The following is a 15,862-nucleotide window of genomic DNA, read 5'->3' on the forward strand; positions in this document are numbered from 1 at the left end:
GGCCCCGCATGATCGAGATCCTGAACCCCACCGAGCTGGCCCGAGCGAAGGAGACGGGCGCCCTGGTCGCTGACATCCTGCAGACCCTCAAGAGCCGCAGCGCGGTCGGCACGAACCTCCTGGACATCGACGGATGGGCCGAGTCCATGATCATCGAGGCCGGCGCGCAGTCCTGCTACGTCGACTACGCGCCGTCCTTCGGGCGCGGGCCGTTCGGCCACTACATCTGCACAGCCGTCAACGACGCCGTGCTGCACGGGATGCCGCACGACTACACGCTCGCTGACGGCGACCTGCTGACCCTCGACCTCGCCGTCGTGTTGGGCGGAGTGGCGGCGGACGCCGCCATCAGCTTCGTCGTCGGCGAGACAAGACCGCCGGAGAGCGTCGCGATGATCGCCGCCACCGAGCGCGCGCTGAGCGCAGGGATAGCCGCTGCCGGACCTGGGGCGCGCATCGGCGACATCTCCCATGCCATCGGATCGGTCCTCGGCGCGGCGGGGTACCCGATCAACACCCAGTTCGGGGGGCACGGCATCGGATCGACGATGCATCAGGACCCGCACGTCTCGAACACCGGGCGGCCTGGCCGTGGATACCGGCTGCGTCCCGGGCTGCTGCTCGCGCTGGAGCCCTGGGTCATGGCGGACACCGATGAACTCGTCACCGACGCCGACGGGTGGACGCTGCGCAGCGTGACCGGCTGTCGGACGGCGCACAGCGAACACACGATCGCCATCACCGACAGCGGAGCCGAGATCCTCACGACGCCGACCCGGGCGTGGGTGTGAGGTCTCGGACCGACTGCCGGTGCTACGGCTGGCGCAGCCGCGTGCGCACCGCGATGCCCGCACAGACGATCACTGCCGCCCCGCCGAGCATGGTAGGCCAGGTGAGCTGCTCGCCCAGGAGCAGCGCGGCCCAGCCGATCGTCAGCACCGGCTGGACCAGCTGCACCTGGCTGACCTGCGCCATCGGGCCGATCGCTAGCCCGCGGTACCAGGCGAAGAAGCCGAGGAACATGCTCACGACTCCGAGGTAGCCGAACAGCGCCCAGTCGAGCGGGTCGCCTGCCGGCGGGTGCTGCACCACCGAGACGCCGGTGAGGAGCGTCATCGGCACTCCGGCGAGCACGAGCGCCCAGGAGATCGTCTGCCACGCGCCGAGCTCGCGAGCGAGCAGCCCGCCCTCCGCGTAGCCGATCCCGCAGGCGAGCACGGCGGCGAGCAGGAGCAGGTCCGACCCGTGCAGCCCGGCGCCCCCACCGCCCTGGATCGAGGCGAAGGTGATGGCCGCTACCGCGCCCAGTGCGGCCATCACCCAGAACGAAGTCCGCGGCCGCTCGCGCCCGCGGAGCGCGGCCAGCACGGCGGTAGCCGCGGGCAGCAGCGCGATGACGACGGCGCTGTGGCTGGCCGACGTCGTCGTGAGCGCGAACGAGGTCAGCACCGGAAAGCCGACGACCACGCCGGCTGCGACGACCGCGAGCCGGGCCCACTGAGAGCCCCGGGGCAGGCGCTGCCGGGTGGCCACGAGGGCGACGGCCGCGAGCGCGGCGGCGACCACCGCACGCCCGCAGGACACGAACAGCGGTGACATACCGCCGCCGTCGACCACCACGCGGGTGAAGGGGAGGGTGAGCGAGAACGCCGCGACCCCGAGGAGGCCCCACCAGAGGCCGGCTCGCGAGACGGATAGCGGCGGTGTTGCTGCGAGAGTAGCGCTACTGTTGCTTGTCATGTATGACGATAGCAGCGCGCGAATCGTCGCGGGCCTCCACGAATGGCTGAGGACGGCCGCGCCAGGCGCCCGGCTCCCTTCCAGCCGGGCACTCGTGGCGCAGTACGGGGCGAGTCCCGTCACCGTCCAGAAGGCGCTGCACACCCTGGCGGCGCAGGGCGCGGTGGAGACCCGGCCCGGCGTCGGCACATTCGCCCGGGCGGCACGCGTCGCTCGCCCCCACGACTACGGCTGGCAGACGGCGGCGCTCGGTCCCCGGCCCAAGCCCGTCCAGCAGCTCGCCACCGCCCTGCACACCTACCCCAACGACGTGATAGCGCTGCACTCGGGCTACCCGGATCGTGAGCTGCTGCCCGAACGGCTGGTCCGGGCCGCGTTCACTCGCGCGGCACGCACCGACGCCGCCGTCACCCGGTCGCCCGCCGCGGGGCTCCCCGAGCTCCAGGCCTGGTTCGCGGCCGAGCTGGGCGCCGTCTCGCCCGCCGACGTCGCCCCGCCGACGGCGAGCGACGTCGTCGTCTTTCCCGGCAGCCAGGCCAGCCTCAGCGCCACCTTCCGCGCCCTCGTCGGCACGGGGCGGCCGCTCTTGGTCGAGTCGCCCACCTACTGGGGTGCGATCCTCGCGGCGGAGCAGGTCGGCGTGCAGATCGTGCCCGTGCCCAGTGGCGCGCGCGGACCCGACCCGGAGGCACTGTCGCGCGCCTTCGCACAGACCGGCGCACGCGCCTTCTACGCGCAGCCGAGCTTCGCCAACCCGACCGGCGCCCACTGGTCACCCGACCTGGCCGACGAGGTGATCCGCCTTGTGCGGGAGCACGGCGCCTACCTCATCGAGGACGACTGGGCGCACGACTTCGGCATCACCCACGAGGTGGTCCCGCTCGCCGCCCGGGACGACGGCGGGCACGTGGTCTACCTGCGCTCGCTGACCAAGAGCGTCTCCCCAGCGGTGCGGGTGGCGGGGCTTGTCGCCCGGGGCCCGGCCCGGGAGCGGATCCTGGCCGGTGCGCAGGCCGAGTCCATGTACGTGAGCGGGATGCTGCAGGCCGTTGCGCTCGACGTCGTGACGCAGCCCGCGTGGCGCACCCACCTGCGTGGCCAGCGGCACCAGCTAGCGGCCCGGCGCGACCTGCTGCTCGGCGCGCTCCGGGAGCACGTGCCCTCCGGAGTTGTGGAGGCCGTGCCACAAGGAGGCCTGAACCTCTGGCTGCGGCTCCCCGACACGACCGACGTCGCGCGCCTGGTCCGGGACTGCGAGGCCGCCGGCGTCGTCGTGGCAGCGGGCGACGAGTGGTTCCCGGCCGAGCCGACGGGTGCATACCTGCGGCTCAACTACGCCGGCCCGAACCCGGGGGCTTTTCCGGACGGCGCCCGCGTGATCGGGGAGATGCTGGAGCGGCAGGCGGGGTGATCGGCGGTGTAGACGGCGCTGAGGCTTACTTCGGTGGCAGCGAGCGGGCGTAGTCCACCCCGCGTCGCACCCAGACCGAGAGTTCCGACTCGACACCGAGGTGCTCGGCGCCGACCTCCAGCCAGCCCTTCATGACGCGTGCGCCCATCACGGCACGTGTGGCAGCGGTAGTGCCCGCCAGCTCCTCGGCGGCGTCGGCTCCGACTCGTACCAGGATGCCGTCCGAGCCGTGCACCGCCACCGCGAGGTTGCCGTTGATCAGGAACGACAGCCCGCCGAACATCCTGCGCTCGGTCAGTGTCAGCTCGGGGTCGTCACCCAGGACGCTCCGGATCTCGTCCGCGAGGACCGGGTCGTAAACCATGGGTTCGAGGCTACGCCCGCCGCTTCACCGGCTCGATGCCGATCGTGTGCCGGCGTCGTCGGGCAGCAACTGCAGGCGGAACAGCCGCACCACCCGGCCAGATGTCCGTTCGTAACCGCGGTAGCCCGGCCACTGCCTCTCGATGAGCGCCCAGACCTCGTCCCGCTCGTCGTCGCCGATGAGCGTGGCCCGGACCGGCAGGCGACGACCGCGCACGCTGATCGCCGCTTCCGGGTGCGCCAGCAGGTTGTACGTCCACGCGGGGTGCTTCCCCTGGGCGAACGCGGAGCCCGCCACGATCGCCCGGCCGTTCCCTTCAGGTGTGTACATGAGGTAGGTGTCGCGCGGCTCCCCAGACCTCGCCCCGGTCGAGTGCAGGACGAGCGAGGGCACGAGCAGCGCGCTGACCTGCAACCGGCCGCCGGAGATCCAAGCAAGGGCCCGTTCCACAGGCGGCAGCACCACTGGTCCGACGGCGCGGAACACCCGCGTGCGCGTCAGCGGCGCGACTGCGGAACGGACGGCGTGCAGCAGGTTGGCCATCTGTCCATCATCTGACGCGCGGATGCCACTGGCACGGCAGGGCGATGTAGCGTCGCGTCCGGCGCTTTGTCCACCCGCTTCCCCACCCGACGTCGCCTGGAGGAGTCTTGACCATCACCCACGAGTCCGTCGCCACGCCGGACGGCGTCGTCGCCCCGCGGTTCCGCCCGCCTGGCGCCTCCAGCGCTGCCGCCGTGTCGCTCGACGGCGAGTGGCGGTTCCGGCTGTTCCCGCACCCCGATACCGGTGTGGACCGAACGGAGCCCGGCGACGACTGGGACCGGGTGTCCGTGCCCGGGCACTGGCAGCTCGCTGAAGCCCCGAACTCGTGGCCGTACGGCACTCCCGCGTACACCAACGTGCTCTACCCATTCCCTGTCGAGCCGCCGCACGTGCCCGACGACAACCCGACGGGCGAGTACCGCACGACGCTCCGGCTGCCCGCGGACTGGCCGGACGGCGGCCGCACCCTGCTGCGCTTCGAGGGTGTGGACTCCTGGTTCCAGGTGGCGCTCGACGGCGAGCTGCTCGCGACGTCGCACGGTTCGCGCCTTCCCACCGAGGTAGACCTCACCGGCCGTCTGCGGCCGGGGGGCGAGCACCTGCTCGCGATCCGGGTCACCCAGTGGTCGGCCATGTCGTACATCGAGGACCAGGACCAGTGGTGGCTGTCGGGCATCTTCCGCAGCGTCTCGCTGGAGCACCGGCCCGACGGCGCCCTCGACGACGTCCGCGTGCACGCGGGCTACGACCACACGACCAGCGTCGGCACGCTGCGGGTGGACGCCGCGACGGTGGTGGCCGGGCCTGGAGCCGTTGCCGCGCGCGTGGCTGTCCCGGAGCTCGGCATCGAGGCCGTATCGGGCGAGGAGGTGAGTGTCGCCGTCGAACCCTGGAGTGCCGAGCTGCCGCGGCTGTACGACGTCGTCGTCTCGACCGACACCGAGACCGTGACGCTTGCGGTCGGCTTCCGCACCGTCTCGATCGAGGACGGGGTATTCCTCGTCAACGGGCGGCCGGTCAAGCTGCGCGGCGTCAACCGGCACGAGTTCGACCCGCTGCGCGGCCGCTCCGTGACGCCCGAGCGGATGCTCGAGGACGTGCTGCTCATGAAGCGGCACCACATCAACGCCGTCCGCACGAGCCACTACCCGCCGCACCCGCACTTCCTCGACCTGTGCGACGGCTACGGGCTGTACGTCATCGACGAGAACGACCTGGAGACACACGGCTTCGAGGTCGACGGCTGGGTGGGTAACCCGGTCGACGACCCGGACTGGACCGAGGTGCTCGTCGACCGCGTCACCCGGATGGTGCGCCGCGACAGCCATCACGCGAGCATCATCATGTGGTCGCTCGGCAACGAGGCGGGCGTCGGCCGCAACATCTCCGCGATGGCTGACGCCGTCCGGGCGCTCGACCCGAGCCGGCCGATCCACTACGAGGGCGACTGGTCGAGCGACCACGTCGACGTGTACTCGCGGATGTACGCCTCGACGGAAGAGGTGGAGCTCATCGGCCAGGGCATCGAGCCGCCGTTCGAGCGCGCCGACGCCGACGCCCGCCGTCGGGCAATGCCGTTCCTTCAGTGCGAGTACGCCCACGCGATGGGCAACGGACCGGGAGGCCTAGCCGACTACGACACGCTCTTCGACCGCTACCCCCGCCTGCTCGGGGGCTTCGTCTGGGAGTGGATCGACCACGGCCTGACCCGCACCGACGGCGACGGGGTCGAGTTCGCGGCGTACGGCGGCGACTTCGGCGAGCGCCTCCACGACGGCACGTTCATCGCCGACGGCCTGCTCCTGCCGGACCGCACACCCTCGCCCGGGCTCGGCGAGCTGGCCGCGGTGTACTCGCCTATCCGCATCGATGCGGAGCCGGACGGCTCGCTGCTGGTCCGCAACCGCTATGCCTTCCGGGACACGAGCCACGCCGAGCTCCGCTGGACCCTGCATCGCGGGGCGGACGAGCTCGCGGCGGGCGTCCTCGACCTGGTGCTCGACGCCGGCGCGGAGGCGGTGGTGCGACCGCCGTCGGGCCTGCAGCTGCCCGAACCGGGCGACGCGCCCGTCTGGTGGACCCTGCGTGCCGTCCAGCAGAAGGCGGACCCGCTGGAGGACACGTGGCTCGAACCCGGCTTCGAGCTGGGTGCGGGCCAGCTGCTCCTCGTGGAGCGGGGGTCGCTCCCGGCCCCTGCGGGCCGGGTGACCACCGAGGCCGACGGCGGGTTCGTCGCCGGTCCGGCTCGATTCGACGGCCGCGGCCACCTGCGCGAGCTCGCCGGTCGCGCGGTCCACGACTTCCGGGTGGACGCTTGGCGGGCACCGACCGACAACGACGTCCGGCCCGGCGAGGGACAGGAGAAGTCCGACGCGCAGGTCTGGTACCGGGCGGGCCTGACCCTGCTCGGCGAGCGCATCGCCGGCGTCGACGTCGGCGAGGACGGGGCGCTGGAGGTCGCCGCGCGCGTCGCGGGCCCGGCCATCCGCACGGGCTTCGCCACGCGCTACCGCTGGCAGCCGGTCACGGACGCGCCCGACGCCGTGGACCTGCTCCTCGACATCCGCCCAGAGGGGCCGACGCCGCAGAGCGTCGCGCGCCTGGGCCTGGTGCTCGCCCTGGACGAGCCCCGCGCCGCGGACGCAGGCGTGCGCTGGACCGGTCTGGGCCCGGACGAGTCGTACGCGGACTCGAAGCAGGCGGCCCTCGGCGGTGCGTGGCAGCACACCGTCGCCGACTGGCAGACCCGGTACACCCACCCGCAGGAGAACGGCGCACGGCGCGGGGTGACGAGCGCCGCGCTGTCCTTCGCCGACGGCTCTGGCCTGCGGATCGACGCCGGGGAGGTGTTGATCGGCGGCCGCCAGCAGGCCGGGTTCGAGCTGTCACTGCGCCCGTGGTCCGACGAGGCGCTGGACCGCGCGGCCCATCCGCACGAGCTGGTGCCGGACGGCCGGCTGTGGCTGCACCTCGACGCCGCCCAGCACGGCGTCGGCAGCGCCGCCTGTGGTCCGGGCGTCCTGCCGAACGCACAGCTGCACGCCGCACCCGTCCGGATGCGGCTGCGCTTCACCGCACTCTGAGTGCTGGACCGGCCTGAGGTATAGAAGCACGATCGAACAAGGACGATGGAGGAGAACGCCGTGAAGATGGGCTTCCGCTGGTACGGCGAGGGCAACGACACCGTGACGCTGGATCACGTGCGCCAGATCCCTGGTGTGGAGACCATCGTGTGGAGCCTGCATCACAAGCAGGCCGGCGAGGTGTGGGAGCAGGCGGAGATCGACGCCGAGATCGCGCTGATCACCAGCCTGTCCGACGAGGCGCGGGCTCGTGGCATCACGCGGACGTTCGACGCCGAGGTGGTCGAGTCGGTCAACGTGCACGAGTCGATCAAGCTCGGCCGGACCGTGCTCGGGCTCAGCCGGGACGAGGCGATCGAGAACTACATCACGACGATCCGCCGCCTCGGCCACGCCGGCGTGAAGGTGGTCTGCTACAACTTCATGCCCGTCTTCGACTGGCTGCGCACCGACCTGTGGCACCCGCTGCCCGACGGCTCGACAGCGCTGTACTACGAGAAGGCAGTGGTCGACCAGATGTCGCCCGAGAGCCTCATCGCCGACATGGAGAAGAACACGCACGGGCTCACCCTCCCGGGCTGGGAGCCCGAACGGCTGGCGAGCTTCCAGGAGCTCAACGCCGCGTACGAGGGCGTCACCCACGACGACATGTACACGAACTACAAGTACTTCCTCGACGCGGTGATCCCCACGTGCGAGGAGGTCGACGTGAAGCTCGGTGTGCACCCGGACGACCCGCCGTTCGACGTCTTCGGGTGGCCGCGCGTGGTCTCGTCCAAGGAGGGCCTGGCCCGGGTGCTCGACCTCAATCCGAGTCCGTACAACGGCCTGACGCTGTGCCTGGGCAGCTTCTCCGCCAACCCGGAGCACGACGCCGTCGACGCCGTCCGCACGTTCATGGACCGCATCCACTTCACGCACGTGCGGAACATCAAGCACTTCGACAACGGCGACTTCACCGAGGTCGGGCACCGGGCGTCCGAGGGCAGCGTCGACACGACGGGGATCATGCGGGCCTACGCCGAGGCGGACTACCAGGGCTACGTGCGCCCCGACCACGGCAGGCATCTCTGGGACGAGAACACCACCAACAAGCCGCGCCCCGGATACGGCCTCTACGACCGGGCCCTCGGCATCCAGTACCTGCTTGGCGCATGGGACGCGTTCCGCTACCAGGGGTGACGCGCCACGGGGGCGATTGCTGGCCCGGCGTCGTCGGCGCTGACATGATGCGGCAATGCTCAGCAGCGAGAATGCGCGGCCCGACGGCGCCACCGGGTCCCCGGCCGGTGTGATCCCGGAGCCGGCCCTCACGCAGCTCGCTGCCGATGCCGGGCCGGAGTACGCCACCTGGGGGCAGCGCGTCGTCGCGGCGGTCCTGGACAACGCGATCCTGGCCGGCGTCACCTGGCTGGTGCTCGGCAGCGGGACGATCTTGCCCACGCTGACGCTCGGGCTCGGTGGGACAGGTGGGACCGGTGTGTTCGTCAGGGCTGGCGACGGGAGCCCGGCGCTGGAGCCGCTCGACCTGGTGCCGATCGGTGTTCTCGTGATCTTCCTGCTGCTCCAGGCGCTGACCGGCTGGACGCCGGGCAAGCTGGTGACCGGCATCCGGGTGGTGCGCGACGGGTCGGACGGGCAGACCGGCCCGGCCGGGCCGTGGAGGACGCTGGCGCGCTGGGTCCTGCACCTGCTCGACGCCATCCTGCTGATCGGATACCTGCGGCCGGCCTGGCACGCGAAACGGCAGACGTTCGCTGACTCGATCGTCCAAACGGTCGTGGTGCAAGAGGCTCCTGAACTTCCGCGGCGGCCGAGGATCGTCCTGTACTCGGCGGCGCTGGTGGTCTGCGTGCTCGGGCTCGGGTACGGGTGCGTACCGATCAGCGGCGGCAGCTCGATGTCGGCGTCCGGCGATGCCCTCTGTGAGCTGAATGGTCTGGGGCCGCTCCTGACCACCGGGCAGATCGCGCCGGGTGGATCGCTGTCGGTCGAGCAGGACCGCCGGATGTGGACGGTCCGGGAGACCCGCACCGTGCAGCCGGGCGCGACAATCTCCTGGACGAGCGACCCGTCCGTGCGCGACGTCGACTACCGGGTCGAGCTCGACGCCCGGCCGGGATCGGAGGACGGGACGCCGTTGGTCTCCCGCTCCTGGGACATCGGAAGCGGCAGCCTCGAATCCTGGTCGGACAACGAGGGGTTCACACACGCCAGGACCATCGCGGCCGACGGGGACACCCACGAGGTGGAGGTCAACGTCACCGGCCCGGACGACGCCCTGGCCACCCTCGGCAACGACCTGTGGATCGACGTGCGACTGATCGCCGACGGGGATGTCGTGGCGGCATGCGGCGGCACGATGACCTACGGCGACGTGGAGCCCGTGAACTCCTGACCGCGGGCGGGTGATCTCTGGCTCAAACCGGTCGGCTGCCTTGCGCCCGCGCGCCACGGTGGGACTCTGATAGGGACTGACGCCCCGCGGCGCGCCCCGTGGTGCGGTCGCCGCCGGTCACAAAGGAGTGAGACCGCGATGGTCACTGTGCGAAGTGTGTATCCGAGCTTCTCGGCGAACGACATCGACGCGGCCCGCACGTTCTACGCGGACACGCTGGGACTGCGGGTGACGCCTCTCCCCGAGGGCGGGGGCCTCGTGCTCCACCTCGACGGCGGCACCTCAGTGTTCGTCTACCCGAAGGACAACCACCAACCAGCGACGTTCACCGTCCTGCACCTCGCGGTCGACGACGTCGATCAGGTGGTCGACGAGCTCACCGCCAAGGGTGTGACGTTCGAGCGGTACGAAGGGTTCGACCAGGACGAGAAGGGCATCGCGCGCGGCTTCATGGAGGGCGGCGACGGCGCCTGGTTCACCGACCCGGCAGGCAACGTCGTCGGGCTCACGGACGGTGAGGGGATGCAGAAGCTCCTCGGCTAACGATGCAGGACCGGGCGATCCGCGAGGGTGACGCGCTGAGCTGCGGAGCTGCTGGCCGGGCTGGCGGTCAGAACCGGGTGACCATGCCGCCGTCGACGTCGATCGTCTGGCCGGTGATGTAGGACGCCTGGTCGGAGGCGAGGAACACGACGACGCCCGCCAGCTCCTCCGGGCGCCCCCAGCGCCCGAGGAGGGTGCGCGAGCCGAGCCAGTCCGCCCAGCCGGGGTCCTCGACCAGGGGGCCGTTCGTCTCGGTCGCAATGCAGCCGGGCGCTACCGCGTTCACGGTGATGCCGTGCGGGCCGAGGTCGGCGGCCATCGCGCGGGTCAGGCCCTCGAGGCCGGACTTCGCCGCCGAGTAGGCCACGTCGCCGCGCTTGCCCAGCCGGGCGATGACCGAGCTGACGTTGACGACGCGCCCTGGCACGCCACGGTCGACCATGCCCTGCGTGATGCCCCGGCTGAGGGCGTAGGCGCCGGTCAGGTCGGTCTCCAGCAGGTTGCGGAAGGCGGACGTGTCCATGTCCAGCAGCCCGCGCCGATCCCGGGCTCCGACGTTGTTGACCAGGATGTCCACCCGGCCCCCGACGTCCGCCACGATCCGGGCCACCGCCTCCTCGTCGGCGGCGTCGCCCACACAGGCCTCGACAACCAGGCCTGCGCTGCGCAGGGCGGCGGCCGCGGCGTCCACCGCTCCGGCGCCCCGACCGTTGAGGATCACCGCCGCACCGGCCCGGCCCAGGCCACGGGCCATCTCCAGCCCGATGCCCCGCGCCGAGCCGGTGACCAGCGCCGTCCGGCCGGTCAGCGAGAACGCGCCTGCCGGGTCCGTCGCGTTCATCGCGGTCGGTCCGTCCCGCGCAGGAGAGTGAGCTGATGCCCGACGGCGGCGGTGACCCGCGCCTCGTCCTGGGTCGCGAGCAGGTCGAGCAGACCACCGCGGAGTACGGCCAGGGCCAGTGTGCGACGCGCCAGGCCCTCGGCGCTGTCGCGCTCGGTCGCGGGCTGATAGTCGGCCAGGACGACCAGCCAGTCGTCCACCGTGGCCCGCGCGAATCCGCCCCACGGCCCGTCGGGCTCGACCAGGGATCGTGCGTAGGCCTCGGCCCACAACCGCAGCAGTGGCCGATGCTCGACGGCGGCCAGCCACGACCAGACCTGCTCGACGGCTCGGGCGAGGCCCGCCGGGGCGCCGTCCGCGCTCCCTTCGAGACCGTCCAGGACCGTGACCTCGTCGGCACGGGCCCTGCCCAGCAGCGCCTTGATCAGCCCGTCCTTGCTCCCCCACAGGAACAGCAGCACCCGTGGGCTCGAGCCGATGGCCGCCGCTAACGGCCGCAGGGACATGTCGGCCAGGCCGTGGGTCAGCGCGTACTCGTACGCTGCCTCCAGCAGCTCGACCTGACGCGCGGATCGGCTTGTTTCCAACGCTGACATGTGGTCAGCGTAGCGGAACTGAAACAGTCGTGTCAGTAGAGTCGGTCGGCGGGGTGGGCCGAGGGTCGGTGCGTGTCCGCGCCCATGTCCTGCGGCAGCCGGCGAATAGTGCGAATGACCTGGTAGTGCGCGAATGTGTACTAGGTCGCGATCCGCGCGGCCCGACGGAGGTGCGCGCATGTCCCAGAATTCCTCTCCCCCTGGCGCCGACGCCGCGCGGCGTGCCCACGGGAGTCGCGCCGTGCACGTCCTGGCCCGAGGCGGCTACGTCGCCTCCGGCGTGCTGCACCTGCTGGTCGCCTGGGTGGCGGTCCAGCTTGCGTTAGGCCGACCCACGGGCGAGGCGGACCAGTCGGGCGCCTTCCGCACGCTCGGCCAGCTGCCCGGCGGCGAGCTGGCCCTCTGGGCGGTCGCCGTGGGCTTCGCAGCTCTCGCGCTGTGGCAGGTCGGCACGGCGATCCTCGGCGTGCCGAACGCCGAGCACCAGGCAGGAGCGCGGGCCAAGAGCGTGGCCAAGGCGGTGCTCTACGGCGTGCTGGCGGGTTCCAGCGTCCGGTACGCACAGGGTGCGGGCGGGGGAGGCGAGAGCGAGGAGAGCCTGACGGCTGGTGTCCTGAGCATGCCGGGCGGCGCCTGGCTGGTAGGTGCCGTGGGGCTCGTGATCGTCGGAGTCGGTGTCTACCACGTCGTCAAGGGCGTCCGAAAGAAGTTCCTGCGCGACCTCACGGGGACTGGCGGGAGCTCCGTCCGGCCGGTGGTGGTACGGCTCGGGCAGGCCGGTTACGTCGCCAAGGGGATCGCGCTGGGCGTCGTCGGCGGGCTGGTCCTGACTGCCGCCGTGACAACGGACCCGTCGCAGGCCGGCGGGCTCGACGAGGCGCTGCACACGATGCGCGACCAGCCGTACGGTCCGGCGCTGCTCCTCGTGGTCGGGCTGGGGATCGCCGCGTTCGGCGGCTACTCCTTCGCGCGCGCCCGGTTCGCGCGGCTCTGAGCCGGCATTCGTCAGCGCCCTACGTGTCGTATCCGAGCCCGTCCCACGGTTCGTAGTAGGCGATGAAGTCGCCCGGCTCGATATTGATGTAGTAGGTGCCATCCTCGTACCGGTCGACGTTCCAGCCGAAGGTGACGCCATCGACGTCCTGAGTGAACGGCTCGACCTCGATGGGTTCGAGGACGTAGTCGCCCAGCTCGGCCAGCCGTGCGGCGACAAGATCCTCCGCCCCCGCCCCGCCGGGCTGGCCCGGGGGAAGCCCGTCGGACCGGTCGACGGTGTCTACCCGGACCTCGTCGAAAGTGCCGTCGGCGTTCCATAGGAAGACCCCGACGTACGCGAAGCCGGAGTCCAGGCTGAACAGCTCCTCGCTGAGGAAGAACTTGCGGCCGTCCTCGGCGGTGCCTGCGTAGGGCACGTGGTAGTCGTCGGGAACGATGGTGAAGCGCTCGGGTGCCTCTCCTGCGACGGCTTCTTCGTCCGGGCGATGCTCCGGCGGCGAGGAACAGCTGGCGGTCACGGCAACCGCTGCCAGACCCGCCAGCACGCGCCGGGCCGCCGTCAGCAGACCGCCGCCGGGGCGCGTCGCGTATGGGTCGCTGCGACGTGGAGATCGACTCATGACACATGACCTTATGGCCGAGCAGGAAGGTTCAGGCGGTCTCTGAGCGCTTCTGGCGGGCGAACTTTGCCGGGAGGTCTGGCCCGTCCCACACCTGGATCGCGCGCCAGATCGACGCGGCGATCGGCACGGCAAGCACGGCGCCGGTGATGCCGACGAGCACCGTCCCGGCCGTCAGGGCGAACAGGATGACGAGCGGGTGCAGGCGCAGGGTCCGGCCCATGACGATCGGCTGGAGGAAGTCGCCCTCGAGCTGGTTCACCACGATGACTATCGCGACGACGATGAGCGCCTCGACCGGTCCGACTGCGACGAGTGTGACCAGGGCCGCGAGGATGCCGGCCACGGTGGCACCGACCAGGGGGATGAAGGCGAGCAGGAAGACGAGCACGGACAGCGGGATGACGAGCGGTACACCCACGATCGCAAGGCCGATGCCGATGCCGACCGCGTCGACGAACGCCACGATCGCCGTTCCGCGCACGTAGCCGCCGAGCGTGCGGATGGTCGCGGCGCCGACGCGCTGCCCCCGCTCGTACCGGTGCCCCTCGAACGGCCGCAGCACGAACTCCCACATCGCCGGGCCGTCCTTCAGGAAGAAGAACAGGACGACGATCATGATGAAGAAGCCCGCGACGAAGTCGGCGGTCTGGGACACGCCCGCGATGGCACCGGAGCCCACGGCGTCGGACTGCAGCAGGCTCACGGCGGAGTCGCGCACCGACGCGATCTGCTCGTCGGTGATGTCGAAGGGCAGGTCCTGGAGGTAGGTCTGCAGGGAGTCGAAACCCTGGATCGCCTGGTCCTGCAGCTCGCCCCACTGGTCGACGACGGCCCGCACGACGAGCCAGACGATCGCCGACAGCAGCGCGACCAGCGCCACGAGCGAGATCCACGTCGCGAGCAGCGACGGCAGACCACGGCGACGCAGGAGCGAGACCAGCGGGTAGATCGCCGCTGCCAGCACGAGCGCGATGAGCACGGGGATCACGACGAGGGTCAGTTGGGTGCCCACGAACCCGAAGACGGCGATGACCGCGACAACCGCGAGGATCTGCAGCGACCGCGTGCCGACACGGCCGAAGCCGTCAGACCACAGCCGGGACGCCTCACTATCGGCGGGCGCCTGGTGCTCGGCCGGCTCGGCAGGGGTCACCTCGACGCTCGGGCGGGCGGGGGGCGGTGTGCGGCGGCCGAAGAGGCGCATCGCCTGTCCTCCTTGTGCTGTGGTCCGGCGGGCGCCGGACGTGTCGACGCTATTGCGGTCGGGCTTTGGTCGCACGGTGGCGTGTCCGCGTGTCGGCGCGCGGTGCTGTGGAACCTTTTGGCCATGGTGCTGCGTGGTGGGGGACATGACGAGGGAGAGCACATGGACATGTCGACTCAGGTGAGCGATGCCCCGCTGGTCCGGGTCGAGGTGGTGCGCACGCGCGACCAGGAGTTCACGGCGTTCGTCCAGAACTCCGGCCCGTACCTCCACAAGACGGCTCTGCTACTGGCCGGCGATTCGCACCGCGCCGAGGAGCTGGTTCAGGAGACGTTCGAGCGCACCTACCGTGCGTGGCGCAAGGCCCGTGACGGTGAGCCACGCGCTTACGCGCGGCGCATCCTGCTCAACCTGCGCGTGGACAAGTGGCGGCGCACGCGCCGCGAGGTTGTGTCCGACGCCGTCCCAGCCGGGTCAGAGCCTGGGCACGCGGACCGGGTGGTGGTCCGCGACGAGGTTGTGCGCGCGTTGGCCCAGCTCCCCCTGTCGCAGCGTCGGGTCGTGGTGCTGCGGCACCTGCTCGACCTGACAGAGGTGGAGACGGCTCGCGAGCTCGGCCTGGCCCTGGGCACCGTCAAGTCTGCCAACGCACGTGGGATCGCCCGCCTGCGCGAGATCTTCCAGGAAGGTGTGCGATGAGCATCGACGACACAGACGTGACCGCCCGCCTGCGTGCGGGGGCCGATTCCATGACCGGCCGGAACTTCGACACGCACGAGGTGCTGGAGGGGAGCAAGCACGCGCTGCGGCGGCGACGCTCCTGGCAGGCGATAGCGGCCGGCACCACGGTGGTGGCCACCCTCGCGCTTGCCCTCGCGGGCCCGGTGCCGGTGCCCGGTATCGGGGAGCTGGCCCTGCCGGGCAGCAAGCAGATCCGCAGCCTGTTCGGTCTGGAGACCGAGCCCGCCGCCTGTGTGGTCGAGGACCTGACCGTCGAGTGGGGCGAGGTGTCGTCCCGAACGGAGGCCGTGTTGTTCGTGGCGTCCGTGAGCACCGATGACGGAATACAGGAGGGCACCATCGAGGACGGATCCCTGCCCGAGGCCAGGGTTGCCGCTCCGCTTCTGCTGCCCGAGGTCGCTCGGGCCCTGCCGACCCTTGCTGAGCACGACCGGGCGTTCACGTTCGTCGCGCAGATCGACGACGGGTACGACCGCTACACGGCGGCCCAGGGGAACCTCCCGCCCAGTGGGTACGCGTGGTGGACCACCAGCGAGCTGCGGAGCCTGCCCGGTGTCGTGCGGTGCGGGGGCCTTCCCGTCACCTTCGACGGCGATCGGTCCGCCGAGTTCACCATCACCTCGTGGAACGGGGAGGACGCCAGCGGCTACGTGCCCTGCATCAACCCGCCGAGCGGCCTCAGCCAGGTAGAGCGCGAGGCCGTCGGCTACTGCGAGTACTTCGACTGACTGTGAATCAAGGTCGGGTTCGGTCGGACGTCCACGCGCCGTTCTGCG

16 protein-coding genes are annotated in these 15,862 nt (G+C 71.3%); 9 read left to right on the plus strand and 7 right to left on the minus strand.

The genetic code is table 11. The features are described from left to right. Positions 1–8 precede the first annotated feature (8 nt). Positions 9–791 (plus strand): type I methionyl aminopeptidase, encoded by a 783-nt coding sequence (gene map / locus AB1046_RS16935; protein ID WP_369370463.1) that lies wholly within the window; start codon positions 9–11, stop codon positions 789–791. Positions 792–813: 22 nt separating this feature from the next. On the opposite strand, the gene AB1046_RS16940 is transcribed toward map, so the two are convergent. Continuing rightward, on the minus strand, positions 814–1,740 hold the full coding sequence (locus tag AB1046_RS16940; protein WP_369370464.1) for a DMT family transporter: 927 nt from the start codon (positions 1,738–1,740) through the stop codon (positions 814–816). On the opposite strand from AB1046_RS16940, the gene AB1046_RS16945 reads away from it, so the two are divergent. Then, complete coding sequence (locus AB1046_RS16945) at positions 1,739–3,151, plus strand: PLP-dependent aminotransferase family protein (RefSeq protein ID WP_369370465.1); 1,413 nt, start codon at positions 1,739–1,741, stop codon at positions 3,149–3,151. The genes AB1046_RS16940 and AB1046_RS16945 overlap by 2 nt on opposite strands. 25 nt (positions 3,152–3,176) lie before the next feature. Here AB1046_RS16945 and AB1046_RS16950 read toward each other — a convergent pair whose 3' ends face one another. Together AB1046_RS16950 and AB1046_RS16955 are read right to left on the minus strand one after the other, a co-directional pair. Further along, entirely contained in the window at positions 3,177–3,515 is a 339-nt protein-coding gene (locus AB1046_RS16950) for a TfoX/Sxy family protein (protein ID WP_369370466.1), read from the minus strand. Between the two features lie 24 nt (positions 3,516–3,539). Continuing rightward, positions 3,540–4,058: a nitroreductase family deazaflavin-dependent oxidoreductase gene (locus AB1046_RS16955; protein ID WP_369370467.1), complete on the minus strand. Its 519-nt coding sequence runs from the start codon at positions 4,056–4,058 to the stop codon at positions 3,540–3,542. A gap of 107 nt (positions 4,059–4,165) precedes the next feature. Between AB1046_RS16955 and AB1046_RS16960 the strand changes: the two genes are divergently transcribed. The 4 genes from AB1046_RS16960 to AB1046_RS16975 all read left to right on the plus strand — a co-directional run bounded on the left by AB1046_RS16960 (position 4,166) and on the right by AB1046_RS16975 (position 10,085). Next, positions 4,166–7,144 (plus strand): glycoside hydrolase family 2 TIM barrel-domain containing protein, encoded by a 2,979-nt coding sequence (locus tag AB1046_RS16960; protein WP_369370468.1) that lies wholly within the window; start codon positions 4,166–4,168, stop codon positions 7,142–7,144. A 45-nt stretch (positions 7,145–7,189) separates the two neighbouring features. Then, positions 7,190–8,326, plus strand: a complete 1,137-nt coding sequence (gene uxuA / locus AB1046_RS16965) for a mannonate dehydratase (RefSeq protein ID WP_369370469.1) — start codon at positions 7,190–7,192, stop codon at positions 8,324–8,326. A 55-nt stretch (positions 8,327–8,381) separates the two neighbouring features. Next, positions 8,382–9,542 (plus strand): RDD family protein, encoded by a 1,161-nt coding sequence (locus tag AB1046_RS16970; protein WP_369370470.1) that lies wholly within the window; start codon positions 8,382–8,384, stop codon positions 9,540–9,542. Positions 9,543–9,680: 138 nt separating this feature from the next. Then, positions 9,681–10,085: a VOC family protein gene (locus AB1046_RS16975; protein WP_369370471.1), complete on the plus strand. Its 405-nt coding sequence runs from the start codon at positions 9,681–9,683 to the stop codon at positions 10,083–10,085. Between the two features lie 67 nt (positions 10,086–10,152). On the opposite strand, the gene AB1046_RS16980 is transcribed toward AB1046_RS16975, so the two are convergent. Continuing rightward, the gene (locus AB1046_RS16980; RefSeq protein ID WP_369370472.1) at positions 10,153–10,926 is read right to left on the minus strand and encodes an SDR family oxidoreductase; all 774 of its coding nucleotides are present in this window, start codon (positions 10,924–10,926) and stop codon (positions 10,153–10,155) included. Further along, complete coding sequence (locus AB1046_RS16985; RefSeq protein WP_369370473.1) at positions 10,923–11,522, minus strand: TetR/AcrR family transcriptional regulator; 600 nt, start codon at positions 11,520–11,522, stop codon at positions 10,923–10,925. Before AB1046_RS16985 ends, AB1046_RS16980 begins: the two co-directional genes overlap by 4 nt. Positions 11,523–11,700: 178 nt before the next feature. Between AB1046_RS16985 and AB1046_RS16990 the strand changes: the two genes are divergently transcribed. Continuing rightward, a complete protein-coding gene (locus AB1046_RS16990; protein ID WP_369370474.1) occupies positions 11,701–12,516 on the plus strand; it encodes a DUF1206 domain-containing protein in 816 nt (271 codons plus the stop codon). Positions 12,517–12,535: 19 nt separating this feature from the next. Here the strand turns inward: AB1046_RS16990 and AB1046_RS16995 are convergent, their stop codons facing one another. Beyond that, entirely contained in the window at positions 12,536–13,138 is a 603-nt protein-coding gene (locus AB1046_RS16995) for a hypothetical protein (protein ID WP_369370475.1), read from the minus strand. A 31-nt stretch (positions 13,139–13,169) separates the two neighbouring features. Then, positions 13,170–14,345 carry an AI-2E family transporter gene (locus AB1046_RS17000; RefSeq protein ID WP_369370476.1) on the minus strand — a complete coding sequence of 392 codons (1,176 nt, stop codon included), beginning with the start codon at positions 14,343–14,345 and terminating at the stop codon, positions 13,170–13,172. Between the two features lie 162 nt (positions 14,346–14,507). Here AB1046_RS17000 and AB1046_RS17005 point away from each other — a divergent pair, with 162 nt between their 5' ends. Continuing rightward, a complete protein-coding gene (locus AB1046_RS17005; RefSeq protein ID WP_369370477.1) occupies positions 14,508–15,044 on the plus strand; it encodes a SigE family RNA polymerase sigma factor in 537 nt (178 codons plus the stop codon). Continuing rightward, on the plus strand, positions 15,041–15,814 hold the full coding sequence (locus AB1046_RS17010; protein WP_369370478.1) for a hypothetical protein: 774 nt from the start codon (positions 15,041–15,043) through the stop codon (positions 15,812–15,814). The genes AB1046_RS17005 and AB1046_RS17010 overlap by 4 nt, the downstream gene beginning before the upstream one ends. The last annotated feature ends 48 nt before the right edge of the window (positions 15,815–15,862 follow it).

The sequence above is a fragment of the Promicromonospora sp. Populi genome, from assembly GCF_041081105.1.
Taxonomy (GTDB): domain Bacteria; phylum Actinomycetota; class Actinomycetes; order Actinomycetales; family Cellulomonadaceae; genus Promicromonospora.